Raw genomic sequence first — 11,309 nt, forward strand, 5'->3', positions numbered from 1 at the left:
GAAGGGCGACATTTTTGCAGTTTTGGCCTCGGCGGCGGCGCGTTGCCGCCCCGAGATCAGTGATCCGGATGCTGGTAGTTGAACACCGGCAGGCCGAGGCGGAAGCGCAGGGCGATAAGACGCGCGCTCAGGCCGGCGACCAAGGTGAGGATCACCACCAGATTGTGCGGCAGGCTGAGGTGCTGCAGGCCGATATACAGCCAGGCGGCGCTGAAGGAGATGCCGGCGTAGATCTCCTTCTGGAAAACCAGCGGGATGCGGTTGCAGAACATATCGCGCAGCACCCCGCCAAAGACGCCGGTGATCACCGCGGCGATGGCGGCGATAATGGCGCTGTGCCCCATATCCAGGGCCACCTGCGCGCCGATGATGGAGAAGACGATCAGGCCGACGGCGTCGAGCACCAGGAACAGGCGGCGCAGATGGCGCATCAGAGGAGCCACCCAGGTGGTGACGATCGCCGCTATCGCGACGATGACGATGTATTCCGGGTGTTTGACCCAGCCCAACGGAAAATGCCCGAGCAACATATCGCGCACCGACCCGCCGCCGATTGCGGTGACAGAGGCGATGATGATCACGCCGAACATGTCCATTTGGCGGCGGCCGGCCGCCAGCGCGCCGGTCATGGCTTCGGCGGTAATGCCGATGATATAAAGGATGCTCAGTAACATAAGGGGTTCACAGCGTAATTGCGTCAGAATGATGGCCGGCAGGGTAATCGCCGCCGAGGACGCGCGCCACTGAGTTTTTTTCACCGATGGCGTTTCGGATTAATATAGCTAATCCAAACTCCATTTTTATTGCCGATAACCAGCCTTTTTTAACATCTGGCTGTTAATAAAAGCATTAGAAATTTCGCGCTAATTTCCATCGCTGACTATGATTTTTGCAGCGAATCCTTCAACCGAAAAATCGAGATTGCAGATGAAAAACTCCCCGAGACTGGCCGCCGGCGCCATGGTGGCTGCCCTGCTGCTGAGCGGCTGCGTGGCGCCAGGCCACCAGGCTGTTTCCCCCACCCCGGCTTGTCGCACCGGCGATCCGCTGGTGCAGACAACGCTCTACTTCGGCCTGAACCGGCCGGCGGGGCCGGCGATCACCGCCGCCGAGTGGCAAACCTTCGTCGATAGCCAGGTGACGCCGCGTTTTAAAGACGGGCTGACGGTGTTTGATGCCAAAGGGCAGTGGCTGGGTCACGACGGCAAGCTGGCGCGCGAGAACAGCAAGGCGCTGCTGTTGATCCATGCGCCGGGCAAAGAGAGCGAGGCGAATATCGAGGCGCTGCGCAGCGGCTATAAGCAGCAGTTTGCGCAGGATTCGGTAATGCGGGTGGATGCGCCGGTGTGCGTGGCGTTTTAAAGCGAACTCCCGGCCCTGCGGCCGGGAGTGGGGATTACAGCACCAGGCCGGCGATGGCCGCCGACAACAGGCTCACCAGCGTCGAGCCGTAAACCAGCTTCAGGCCAAAACGGGAAACCACGTTGCCTTGCTGCTCGTTCAGCCCCTTAATGGCGCCGGCGACGATGCCGATGGAGGCGAAGTTGGCGAACGACACCAGGAACACCGACAGAATGCCCAGCCCGCGCGGCGACAGCTCCGCCGCGATTTTCTTCAGCTCAATCATCGCCACGAATTCGTTGGCCACCAGTTTGGTCGCCATGATGCTGCCCGCCTTCAGGGCCTCTTCCGCCGGGATGCCGATCAGCCAGGCCAGCGGATAGAACACGTAGCCGAGGATTTGCTGGAAGCTGATGCCGAGCACCGCCGAGAACAGCGCATTGATGGCGGAGATCAGCGCGATAAAGCCGATCAGCATCGCCGCGATGATCATCGCAATTTTGAAGCCGGCCAGAATGTACTCGCCCAACATTTCGAAGAAGCTCTGATCTTCGTGCAGCTTGTTCAGCTTCAGCTCCGGCTCGTCTTCGACCTGATACGGGTTGATGATCGACAGGATGATGAAGGTGCTGAACATATTAAGGATCAACGCCGCCACCACGTACTGCGCGTCGATCATCGACATGTAGGCGCCGACGATGGAGAGCGATACCGTCGACATGGCGGTCGCGGCCATGGTGTACATGCGGCGCGGCGAGATGTCGCCGATGATGCCCTTGTAGGCGATGAAGTTCTCCGACTGCCCCAGCACCAGCGTGCTGACGGCGTTGAACGATTCCAGCTTGCCCATGCCGTTGACCTTGGACAGCAGGGTGCCCACCAGACGGATGATCAGCGGCAGGATGCGGAAATGCTGCAAAATGCCGATCAGGGCGGAAATAAAGATGATAGGGCACAAAACGCCGAGGAAGATAAACGCCAGGCCATCTTTGCTCATGCCGCCGAACACGAACTCCGACCCTTGTGCGGCGTAGGCGAGCAGGGTGTCGAAGAAGCCGGCGACGTGTTTGATCACGCTGAGCCCGCTGGCGGAGTGCAGGAAGAAATAGGCCAGCGCGCCTTCGATCACCAACAGCTGGATGATATAGCGCAGGCGGATTTTCTTGCGATTATTGCTGACCAGCAGCGCCAGGGCGATGATCACCACCAGGGCCATAATAAATTGCAGAATTTGTGGCATAAACGGTCCGTACGGTTCACGGGCAGGAAAAAAACACATTTAGCCACAGCATCGCCGTCCTTTCATTACCTTGCGTGATAATTAGAACAAAATACTTATGGCGTGCGGGATATCTTGCCGATTGTCATCCGCACGCGCTGCTCGGCAGTTTTTCATAAGCCCCCGAAGTGCCTTAGTGAGCCGTCTTCCATGATGCCTGCCGGCTCGCAGCCTGATGCAACCACCGTCCCGCACGTTCAGGCACCTGGAATCTGGCTCGCAATGGGCGATTTTTCATGGCACAAAGCGTGGCTTTCTTGGCTGAGGAAGAGAAACATGTTTGGACAAGGCGCCGGTCGCGATCGGCGCGCATTTTATCGAACAAGGAGACGAACGATGAATATCGGCACGTTGCTCAGGGCGCTGGCCAACGGCGTTAATCCCGACACCGGCGAGCTATTGAGACCGGCTTCAGCGGCCTGCGCGCCGGAGGCTATCCGCCTGCTGTTCGCGTTGGCCGACGAGTTTGACGGTGAATCTGAACTGCAGAAAAAAGCCAGGCTGACGCCGGAAGAAAAGCGGCAGAAGAATCTGGCCGAGGGCCGGCCGGCCAATGCCTACTTCCCCTGGCCGGAAGAAGAAAAACTGCGGCTGCGCGAGAGCCATGCGGCCGGGGCGACGCTGGAGGCGCTGAGCGATGAGTTCGAGCGTTCAACCTGGAGCATTGCGGTGCAACTGCAGACAATGGGGTTGATCGGTGAGGAACAGGCGGCCGCCTATCGCTGATCTATAGCCATAAAAAAGCCCGCGTGGCGCGGGCTTGATGGCGTGCGGAGCGGATCACTCGATGTTCTGGATCTGCTCGCGCATTTGCTCGATCAACACCTTCAGCTCGATGGCGGAGGCGGTGACGTCGGCATTGATTGACTTGGAGGCCAGGGTGTTCGATTCGCGGTTGAATTCCTGCATCATAAAGTCGAGGCGGCGGCCGACGGCTTCTTTCTTCTTCAGGATGTTGTGCGTCTCTTTCACGTGCGCTTCCAGGCGGTCCAGTTCTTCGGCGACGTCGATGCGCTGCGCCATCAGCACCAGCTCTTGCTCCAGGCGAGTGTTTTCCAGCTGCACCTGCGCCTCTTCCAGCTTGCTGACCAGGCGCTCGCGCTGCCATTGCAGGATGTTCGGCATCTGGGCGCGCACTTTGACCACTTCGGCGCTGACGCCGTCGAGGCGCTGTTCGATCAGCGTTTTCAGCGCGGCGCCTTCGCTTTCGCGTGCGACGATAAAGTCATCCAGCGCGCCGTCCAGCGCCTTCATCAGCTCGGCGCTGATGGCGTCCAGATCCTGCTCCTGCGCGGACATCACGCCCGGCCAGCGCAGCACGTCGATCGGGTTGATTTCCCCTTCGTCGCTCTGCATTTTCACCCAGTTGGCGGCTTCGACCAGCTGTTTGGCCAGTTTTTCGTTCAGGATCAGCGAGCTTTGCGCGCTTGGATCCAGTTCGAAACGCAGGTTGCATTCGACTTTGCCGCGGGTCAGGCGGCCACGGATACGTTCACGGATCACCGGCTCCAGGCTGCGGAATTGCTCCGGCAGGCGGATGTAGGTTTCTAAGTAGCGCTGGTTAACGGAACGCAGCTCCCAGGCTGCGCTGCCCCATTCACCCTTGATTTCACGCCGGGCGTAGGCGGTCATGCTGCGGATCATTGATGCGTACCCGTAATAGGAAAAGATGGGGCGATTATAGCGTCGTGGCTGCGGGCAGGATAGGCATTACGTCACGAAGCCCGTATAATGCGCAGCCAATAGTTGATTTGAAGCCGGAGAGAGCCCATGCGTCCTGCAGGCAGAGCACCACAGCAAGTTCGCCCCCTGACACTGACCCGTCACTATACCAAACACGCTGAAGGTTCAGTGCTGGTTGAGTTTGGCGATACCAAAGTCTTGTGCACCGCCACGGTAGAAGAGGGCGTTCCGCGCTTCCTGAAAGGCCAGGGGCAAGGTTGGATCACCGCCGAGTACGGCATGCTGCCGCGCTCCACCCACAGCCGCAACGCCCGTGAAGCCGCCAAAGGCAAACAGGGTGGCCGCACGCTGGAGATCCAGCGCCTGATCGCCCGTTCGCTGCGCGCCGCGGTGGATCTGAAAAAGCTCGGTGAATTCACCATCACTCTCGACTGCGACGTACTGCAGGCCGACGGCGGTACCCGCACCGCTTCCATCTCCGGCGCCTGCGTGGCGCTGGCCGATGCGCTGAACACCCTGGTGGCCAACGGTAAGCTGAAAGCCAATCCGATGAAGGGCATGGTGGCGGCGGTTTCCGTCGGCATCGTCAACGGCGAAGCGCTGTGCGATCTGGAGTATGTGGAAGATTCCGCGGCGGAAACCGACATGAACGTGGTGATGATGGAAGACGGCCGCATGATTGAAGTGCAGGGCACCGCCGAAGGCGAGCCGTTCAGCCACGATGAGCTGTTGGCGCTATTGGCGCTGGCCCGAGGAGGCATCGAAACCATCTTCCAGGCGCAGAAAGCGGCGCTGGCGGACTAATTTTTCAAGGCGACTGAGAAGTCGCCTTTTTTATGCCCGCCGATCGGGCGGCAGTAATGACAAGACCCAAGCAGATTCAGACGAGGAGAAGCAGTAATGAAAGCCTATCAGCGCCAGTTTATCGAGTTCGCGCTTAACAAGCAGGTATTGAAATTCGGCGAGTTTACCCTGAAATCCGGCCGCACCAGCCCGTATTTCTTCAACGCCGGCCTGTTTAATACCGGGCGCGATCTTGCGCTGTTGGGGCGCTTCTATGCCGAAGCCCTGATGGATTCCGGCATCGATTTCGATCTGCTGTTTGGCCCGGCCTATAAAGGCATTCCTATCGCCACTACCACGGCGGTTGCGCTGGCGGAACACCATGAGCGCGACGTGCCTTACTGCTTTAACCGCAAGGAAGCCAAGACCCACGGCGAGGGCGGTTCGCTGGTGGGCAGCCCGCTGCAGGGCCGCGTGATGCTGGTGGACGATGTGATCACCGCCGGTACCGCGATCCGTGAGTCGATGGAAATCATCGGCGCCAGCGGCGCTTCGTTGGCGGGCGTGCTGATCTCCCTCGACCGTCAGGAACGCGGCCGCGCGGATATCTCCGCCATTCAGGAAGTGGAACGCGACTACCACTGCAAGGTGATTTCGATCGTGACGCTGAAGGATCTGATCGCCTATCTGGAAGAGAAACCGGAAATGGCGGACCACCTGGCGGCGGTGCGCGCTTACCGCGAGCAGTACGGGATATAAGTAAAAACGCCGGGCATGCCCGGCGTTATCGTTATTGCAGCTGGGCCGCCAACAGCGGCCAGCGGGCGTCGAATTCCTGCGTTGGGCGATAGCGGAATTCCGAACGCACATAGCGCGACAACATGCCTTCGCAGAAGGCCAGCAGCTGGCTGGCCAACAGCGTTTCATCGACGATGAAGCCTTTGCCTTCGCGCAATTTGCGCTCTTTCAACACCTGACGCAGCTGCGCCTCGATGCGTTCGAACAGCTGGTTGATGCGGCCCTGCAGGCGATCCTGTTCAAACATCAGCGCGTGGCCGGTCATGATGCGCGTCAGCCCCGGGTTACGTTCCGCAAAGCCCAGAATCAGCAGTAAAATCAGGCGCAGACGATTAAACGTCTCTTTCTCGTCCTGCAAGATCAGGTTGATGCGGGTGATCAGGCTGTCTTCGATAAACTCGATCAGACTGTCGAACATCCGTGTCTTGCTGGGGAAATGCCGGTACAGCGCAGCTTCAGAAACACCCACGTTTGCGGCGAGCTTGGCGGTGGTAATGCGCTGGCTGCCGTCGCTGGATTCCAGCATCTGGGCTAACGCCTGCAATATTTCCTCGCGCCGATTCCTTTTCGTATTTTCTTTTTCTGCCATGTCTGATTAGACCCTTGCTAAAACTTAACTGACGGAAACCCGGGCACCGGCCGCTGCAGAGCAGGCTCTGTGCGGCTTATGTGATAGCTTTTTTACGATGCTGGGGTCAGCGGCCTTCACGGCCTTTTTCCGCGCTGCCTGGTGTGCGCTGCAATTGTCGCGGTAAAACCTTGCCGCAGAGACATCCTTCTCCCCGGAAAGGCAAGGTTCAGGCGACGTTTCCCTGCCGGCCATCGTGCATTGGGTGGCGCTTAGTGGCGCCCCGAGTGGCCGAAGCCGCCTTCGCCGCGCTCGCTACTGTCGAACTCTTCCACCAGGTTGAATTCGGCCTGCACCACCGGCACGAAGACCATCTGCGCGATGCGTTCGCCCGGCTCGATGGTGAAGTGCTTCTGGCCGCGGTTCCAAACGGACACCATCAGCTGGCCCTGGTAATCGGAGTCGATCAGGCCGACCAGATTGCCCAGCACGACGCCGTGCTTATGGCCCAGGCCTGAGCGCGGCAGGATCACCGCCGCCAGGCCGGCGTCGGCGATATGGATCGCGAGACCGGTAGGCAGCAGCGTGGTTTCACCCGGCGCCAGCTCCACCGCGCTGTCCAGGCAGGCGCGCAGGTCGAGACCGGCGGAGCCCGGAGTGGCGTAGGCCGGTAGCGGGAAATCCTGACCGATGCGCGGGTCGAGGATCTTAACGTCGATTTTTTTCATCATAACGGCTGACTATCTCGTCTATTAAACGTTGGCCAAGGAGTGCCTTGTCGCTCAGCGCCAGGCGTTTCTCTCCATCCTGCCAAAAAAGGTGCAGGGCATTGGTGTCGCTGTTGAACCCGTGCTCTGCAAGCGATACATCGTTAGCGCAAATCAAATCCAGCTTCTTACGCGCCAGTTTTTGCCGCGCGTATTCTTCCACATTCTGGGTTTCGGCGGCAAACCCCACGACAAACGGTCGATTTTTGGTCATCGCCGCCACGCCGGCGACGATATCGGGGTTTTTTACCATCTTGAGGACGATTTCATCACCCTGTTTTTTTATTTTTTCATCGGCGATCCGCTCGGGACGGTAGTCGGCTACGGCGGCGCAGGAGATGAAAATCTGCTGCTGAGCGGCGCGCTGTTGCACCGCCTGTTCCATCTCCAGCGCGCTGGTGACGTCCACGCGTGTGACCTTCGGCGGCGTCGGCAGGCTCACCGGCCCGGCGATCAGCGTCACCTGCGCGCCGCGGGCGGCGGCGGCGCGGGCGATGGCGAAGCCCATTTTGCCGGAGCTGTGATTGCTGATGAAGCGTACCGGATCCAGCGCTTCGCGCGTCGGGCCGGCGGTGATCATAACCTGCAAATGTTGCAGATCCTGCGGGGCGGAGAAATGACCGTTCGCCAGCTCGACGATGTCCAGCGGATCCAGCATGCGGCCCGGGCCGACGTCGCCGCAGGCCTGGCTGCCGCTGTCCGGCCCCCAGAGCAGCATGCCGCGCGCCTGCAGCGTTTGCAGGTTGGCCTGCGTGGCGGCGGCGCGATACATCTGCTGGTTCATGGCGGGGGCGGCGGCGATAGGGGCGTCGGTCGCCAGGCAGACGGTAGTCAGCAGATCGTTGGCCATGCCGGCGGCGACGCGCGCCAGCAGATCGGCGGTCGCCGGCGCCAGAATCACCAGATCCGCCCATTTGCCAAGTTCGATGTGGCCCATGGCGGCTTCGGCGGCGGGATCCAACAGATCGTCGGACACCGGGTGGCCGGAAACGGCCTGCAGCGTCAGCGGCGTAATGAACGCCTTGGCGGCGTGGGTCATCACCACGCGCACTTCCGCGCCCCTGTCGCGCAGGCGGCGCACCAGCTCTGGGCATTTGTAGGCGGCGATGCCGCCGCTGATGCCAAGCACAATATGTTTGCCGGAAAGTCCCGTCATCATCATTGTCCGATTGAAAGCCGAAAGATGCGCCATTTTAGCATATCCGCCGTTCAGGTGAGCGATTCTGCAATGGCTGCAGGGCGTTACATTGTGCTTTGCGAAACACTTCGCAATGTTATCAAACACCTGTCGAACGCGCCGGGGGGCGCATGGCATGCTGTAGCCCTTTCAGGGAGGAACACGATGAGCAACCCGACTGTGGCGTGCTGGCCGGGCGCGCTGGCGCCGCGTGAAAAGCTGTTGATGCAGGGGGCCGCGGCGCTGTCCGACGCAGAGCTGTTGGCCATTTTCTTGCGCACCGGGTTGCCCGGCGTGCACGTAATGCAGCTGGCGGAGCAGCTGCTGCGCCGATTCGGCTCGCTTTACCATCTGATGTCGGCCGATCATCAGGCGTTTTGCAGTCAAAAAGGCCTAGGCGACGCCAGCTATACGCAGCTGCAGGCGATTGCCGAGCTGGCGCTTCGCTTCTTTTCCAGCCATCTCTCGCAGGAAAACGCCATGCTTAACCCGCGCGTCACCCAGCATTATCTGCAAAGCCTGCTGGCGCATCGTGAGCGAGAGGTCTTTTTGGTATTGTTTTTAGACAATCAGCATCGGGTTATTCGCCATCAGGAGATGTTTGCTGGTACCATCAGCAGCGTCGTCGTCTACCCGAGAGAAATTGTGCGTGAAGCGTTGAAGGCTAATGCCGCCGCGCTGATTCTCGCGCATAATCACCCCTCGGGTAAGGCTGAACCCAGTCATGCCGACCGTTTGATAACTGAACAGGTGGTGAAAGCCTGCCAGTTATTGGAGATCCGAGTGCTCGATCATTTGGTGATCGGTCGGGGTGAATGCGTCTCTTTTGCCGAGCGCGGATGGCTTTAAGCGATTTTTTCGCGATCCTTGTGGGATCTTTAGCTGTTCGGGACTTGAGCACTTACGCTTCAGAGCGTATACTACGCCACCTTTGAGAATCTTGGGTTTGGCGCAAGAGCCTATCTCAGCAGGTTTCTGACCTGATGTGTGGTTTCTACCTGATGACGAGAGTCTCCTCAGTATGAAGTTTGCTGAGATGGGCTCTAAAAGCCTGACGAGGCGGCCATACCCTATACGAAGCTCGAGCTGATTTGATTTTTGGAGAATAGACATGTCCCGAGTCTGCCAAGTTACTGGCAAGCGCCCGGTGAGCGGTAACAACCGTTCCCACGCAATGAACGCGACCAAACGCCGTTTTCTGCCTAACCTGCACTCACACCGTTTTTGGGTTGAGGCTGAGAAGCGCTTTGTAACTCTGCGTGTATCTGCTAAAGGTATGCGTGTTATCGATAAGAAGGGTATTGAGACGGTTCTGGCCGATCTGCGTGCCCGTGGTGAGAAGTATTAAGGAACTGAATCATGGCTAAAGGTGTTCGCGAGAAGATCAAGCTGGTTTCTTCTGCTGGTACTGGTCACTTCTATACCACCACGAAGAACAAGCGTACTAAGCCGGAAAAATTGGAACTGAAGAAATTCGATCCAGTTGTCCGTCAGCACGTAGTATACAAAGAAGCTAAAATTAAATAATTTTAGTGGATTAATGAAAAACCCGGCCTTGGCCGGGTTTTTTGTTTTATAAAGGGTAGAAAACATCGGAGGGGAAGCCAGATGCCTGAATTACCGGAAGTTGAGACGAGCAGACGCGGTATAGAGCCTTATCTTGTCGGCCACAGCATTCAGTATGCGGTGGTGCGCAACGCGCGCCTGCGCTGGCCGGTTTCCGAGCAGATCCTGACGCTGAGCGATCAGCCGGTGCTCAGCGTGCAGCGTCGGGCCAAATACCTGCTGATTGAGCTGGAGCGCGGTTGGATTATCGTGCATCTGGGCATGTCGGGCAGCCTGCGCATGCTGCGTGAGGAAAACGAAGACGAAGCCGGCAAACACGACCACGTCGATCTGGTGATCAACAACGGTATGATCCTGCGCTATACCGATCCGCGCCGCTTCGGCGCCTGGCTGTGGTGCGAAGACCTGGCGACCAGCAGCGTGTTGGCGCATCTGGGGCCAGAACCGCTGAGTGAGGCGTTCAACGGCGACTACCTGTATGAAAAATCACGTAATAAGCGCACGCTGATCAAACCGTGGCTGATGGATAATAAGCTGGTGGTCGGGGTCGGTAACATTTACGCCAGTGAATCGCTGTTCAGCGCCGGGATCCTGCCCGATCGTCCGGCGGGATCCTTGACCAAAGCCGAAGCGGCGCTGTTGGCGAAGACCATCAAGGCGGTGTTGCAACGCTCCATCGAGCAGGGCGGCACCACATTGCGCGACTTTTTGCAGTCGGACGGCAAACCGGGGTACTTCGCGCAGGAGCTGCAGGTTTATGGACGGGCGGGAGAACCCTGCCGCGCATGCGGCACGCCGATTGAATCCGCCAAGCACGGGCAACGCAGCACCTTCTTTTGCCGACGCTGCCAGCGCTGAGTATCACGCGGCGGCGAGCTTCGCCATCAGCGCCTGAGTGACCACATCGGGCAGGAAAGGCGCGATATCGCCGCCGTGGCGGGCGACCTCCTTCACCAGTGAGGAGGAGATGAACGACCACTCTTCGGAAGGCATCAGGAACACGCTTTCCAGCGTCGGCATCAAATGGCGGTTCATGTTCGCCAGCTGCAGTTCATACTCAAAGTCAGACACCGCCCGCAGGCCGCGCACCAGGATATTGGCATTCTGGTGAGCGGCGAAATGCGCCATCAGCTCGCTGAAGCCCAGTACCTCCACATTGTCCAGATGCGAGGTGACCTGCGTCGCCAGCGCCACGCGCTCATCCAGGCTGAATAGCGGCTTTTTGCTCGGGCTGGCGGCGATGGCCAGAATCACGTGATCGAACATCAGCGACGCGCGCGTCACTAAATCCAGGTGGCCGTTGGTCATGGGATCGAAGGTCCCGGGATAGATGGCTTTGCTGGTCAT

The 11,309-nt window shown here is 59.1% G+C and carries 15 protein-coding genes; 8 read left to right on the plus strand and 7 right to left on the minus strand.

Translation table 11 applies throughout. The features are described from left to right. Positions 1-56: 56 nt before the first annotated feature. Positions 57-674, minus strand: a complete 618-nt coding sequence (locus ACJ8M3_RS22845) for a trimeric intracellular cation channel family protein (protein ID WP_025304704.1) — start codon at positions 672-674, stop codon at positions 57-59. 253 nt (positions 675-927) lie between these two features. Here ACJ8M3_RS22845 and ACJ8M3_RS22850 point away from each other — a divergent pair, with 253 nt between their 5' ends. Further along, entirely contained in the window at positions 928-1,362 is a 435-nt protein-coding gene (locus ACJ8M3_RS22850; protein ID WP_047573283.1) for a DUF3574 domain-containing protein, read from the plus strand. 34 nt (positions 1,363-1,396) lie between these two features. Here the strand turns inward: ACJ8M3_RS22850 and ACJ8M3_RS22855 are convergent, their stop codons facing one another. Beyond that, complete coding sequence (locus ACJ8M3_RS22855) at positions 1,397-2,581, minus strand: NupC/NupG family nucleoside CNT transporter (protein ID WP_089195310.1); 1,185 nt, start codon at positions 2,579-2,581, stop codon at positions 1,397-1,399. Between the two features lie 375 nt (positions 2,582-2,956). On the opposite strand from ACJ8M3_RS22855, the gene ACJ8M3_RS22860 reads away from it, so the two are divergent. Beyond that, the gene (locus tag ACJ8M3_RS22860) at positions 2,957-3,346 is read left to right on the plus strand and encodes a hypothetical protein (protein WP_033652260.1); all 390 of its coding nucleotides are present in this window, start codon (positions 2,957-2,959) and stop codon (positions 3,344-3,346) included. A 54-nt stretch (positions 3,347-3,400) separates the two neighbouring features. Here the strand turns inward: ACJ8M3_RS22860 and ACJ8M3_RS22865 are convergent, their stop codons facing one another. Further along, positions 3,401-4,264: a YicC/YloC family endoribonuclease gene (locus tag ACJ8M3_RS22865; RefSeq protein ID WP_033652259.1), complete on the minus strand. Its 864-nt coding sequence runs from the start codon at positions 4,262-4,264 to the stop codon at positions 3,401-3,403. A gap of 126 nt (positions 4,265-4,390) precedes the next feature. On the opposite strand from ACJ8M3_RS22865, the gene rph reads away from it, so the two are divergent. Further along, complete coding sequence (gene rph / locus ACJ8M3_RS22870) at positions 4,391-5,107, plus strand: ribonuclease PH (protein WP_025160305.1); 717 nt, start codon at positions 4,391-4,393, stop codon at positions 5,105-5,107. A gap of 96 nt (positions 5,108-5,203) precedes the next feature. Next, on the plus strand, positions 5,204-5,845 hold the full coding sequence (pyrE, locus tag ACJ8M3_RS22875) for an orotate phosphoribosyltransferase (RefSeq protein ID WP_042785593.1): 642 nt from the start codon (positions 5,204-5,206) through the stop codon (positions 5,843-5,845). A 31-nt stretch (positions 5,846-5,876) separates the two neighbouring features. On the opposite strand, the gene slmA is transcribed toward pyrE, so the two are convergent. From slmA to coaBC, 3 genes are all read right to left on the minus strand, one after another. After that, positions 5,877-6,473 carry a nucleoid occlusion factor SlmA gene (gene slmA, locus ACJ8M3_RS22880; RefSeq protein WP_025304700.1) on the minus strand — a complete coding sequence of 199 codons (597 nt, stop codon included), beginning with the start codon at positions 6,471-6,473 and terminating at the stop codon, positions 5,877-5,879. A 251-nt stretch (positions 6,474-6,724) separates the two neighbouring features. After that, positions 6,725-7,183: a dUTP diphosphatase gene (dut, locus tag ACJ8M3_RS22885; protein WP_033645181.1), complete on the minus strand. Its 459-nt coding sequence runs from the start codon at positions 7,181-7,183 to the stop codon at positions 6,725-6,727. Next, positions 7,161-8,378: a bifunctional phosphopantothenoylcysteine decarboxylase/phosphopantothenate--cysteine ligase CoaBC gene (coaBC, locus tag ACJ8M3_RS22890; RefSeq protein ID WP_033634306.1), complete on the minus strand. Its 1,218-nt coding sequence runs from the start codon at positions 8,376-8,378 to the stop codon at positions 7,161-7,163. The genes dut and coaBC overlap by 23 nt, the downstream gene beginning before the upstream one ends. Before the next feature lie 183 nt (positions 8,379-8,561). Here coaBC and radC point away from each other — a divergent pair, with 183 nt between their 5' ends. From radC to mutM, 4 genes are all read left to right on the plus strand, one after another. After that, entirely contained in the window at positions 8,562-9,245 is a 684-nt protein-coding gene (radC, locus tag ACJ8M3_RS22895) for a RadC family protein (protein WP_016929682.1), read from the plus strand. Between the two features lie 262 nt (positions 9,246-9,507). After that, on the plus strand, positions 9,508-9,744 hold the full coding sequence (gene rpmB, locus ACJ8M3_RS22900; RefSeq protein WP_004931195.1) for a 50S ribosomal protein L28: 237 nt from the start codon (positions 9,508-9,510) through the stop codon (positions 9,742-9,744). A gap of 11 nt (positions 9,745-9,755) precedes the next feature. Beyond that, positions 9,756-9,923, plus strand: coding sequence for a 50S ribosomal protein L33 (gene rpmG, locus ACJ8M3_RS22905; RefSeq protein ID WP_002442576.1), 168 nt, complete (start codon positions 9,756-9,758; stop codon positions 9,921-9,923). 81 nt (positions 9,924-10,004) lie between these two features. Beyond that, complete coding sequence (gene mutM / locus ACJ8M3_RS22910) at positions 10,005-10,820, plus strand: bifunctional DNA-formamidopyrimidine glycosylase/DNA-(apurinic or apyrimidinic site) lyase (RefSeq protein ID WP_046687975.1); 816 nt, start codon at positions 10,005-10,007, stop codon at positions 10,818-10,820. A gap of 3 nt (positions 10,821-10,823) precedes the next feature. Here the strand turns inward: mutM and coaD are convergent, their stop codons facing one another. Then, positions 10,824-11,309 carry a pantetheine-phosphate adenylyltransferase gene (gene coaD, locus ACJ8M3_RS22915; RefSeq protein WP_033645183.1) on the minus strand — a complete coding sequence of 162 codons (486 nt, stop codon included), beginning with the start codon at positions 11,307-11,309 and terminating at the stop codon, positions 10,824-10,826.

It is taken from the genome of Serratia sp. CY55921 (assembly GCF_052167655.1).
In the GTDB taxonomy this organism is placed as follows: Bacteria; Pseudomonadota; Gammaproteobacteria; order Enterobacterales; family Enterobacteriaceae; genus Serratia; species Serratia ureilytica.

Excerpts from the sequence above, each read along its gene's own strand:
- ACJ8M3_RS22845 (WP_025304704.1), bottom strand. The coding sequence starts at position 674 with ATGTTACTGAGCATCCTTTATATCATCGGCATTACCGCCGAAGCCATG.
- rpmG (WP_002442576.1), top strand. The coding sequence starts at position 9,756 with ATGGCTAAAGGTGTTCGCGAGAAGATCAAGCTGGTTTCTTCTGCTGGT.
- mutM (WP_046687975.1), top strand. The coding sequence starts at position 10,005 with ATGCCTGAATTACCGGAAGTTGAGACGAGCAGACGCGGTATAGAGCCT.
- ACJ8M3_RS22855 (WP_089195310.1), bottom strand. The coding sequence starts at position 2,581 with ATGCCACAAATTCTGCAATTTATTATGGCCCTGGTGGTGATCATCGCC.
- rpmB (WP_004931195.1), top strand. The coding sequence starts at position 9,508 with ATGTCCCGAGTCTGCCAAGTTACTGGCAAGCGCCCGGTGAGCGGTAAC.
- ACJ8M3_RS22865 (WP_033652259.1), bottom strand. The coding sequence starts at position 4,264 with ATGATCCGCAGCATGACCGCCTACGCCCGGCGTGAAATCAAGGGTGAA.
- pyrE (WP_042785593.1), top strand. The coding sequence starts at position 5,204 with ATGAAAGCCTATCAGCGCCAGTTTATCGAGTTCGCGCTTAACAAGCAG.
- coaBC (WP_033634306.1), bottom strand. The coding sequence starts at position 8,378 with ATGATGACGGGACTTTCCGGCAAACATATTGTGCTTGGCATCAGCGGC.
- coaD (WP_033645183.1), bottom strand. The coding sequence starts at position 11,309 with ATGACCAGCAAAGCCATCTATCCCGGGACCTTCGATCCCATGACCAAC.
- ACJ8M3_RS22850 (WP_047573283.1), top strand. The coding sequence starts at position 928 with ATGAAAAACTCCCCGAGACTGGCCGCCGGCGCCATGGTGGCTGCCCTG.
- radC (WP_016929682.1), top strand. The coding sequence starts at position 8,562 with ATGAGCAACCCGACTGTGGCGTGCTGGCCGGGCGCGCTGGCGCCGCGT.
- slmA (WP_025304700.1), bottom strand. The coding sequence starts at position 6,473 with ATGGCAGAAAAAGAAAATACGAAAAGGAATCGGCGCGAGGAAATATTG.
- ACJ8M3_RS22860 (WP_033652260.1), top strand. The coding sequence starts at position 2,957 with ATGAATATCGGCACGTTGCTCAGGGCGCTGGCCAACGGCGTTAATCCC.
- rph (WP_025160305.1), top strand. The coding sequence starts at position 4,391 with ATGCGTCCTGCAGGCAGAGCACCACAGCAAGTTCGCCCCCTGACACTG.
- dut (WP_033645181.1), bottom strand. The coding sequence starts at position 7,183 with ATGATGAAAAAAATCGACGTTAAGATCCTCGACCCGCGCATCGGTCAG.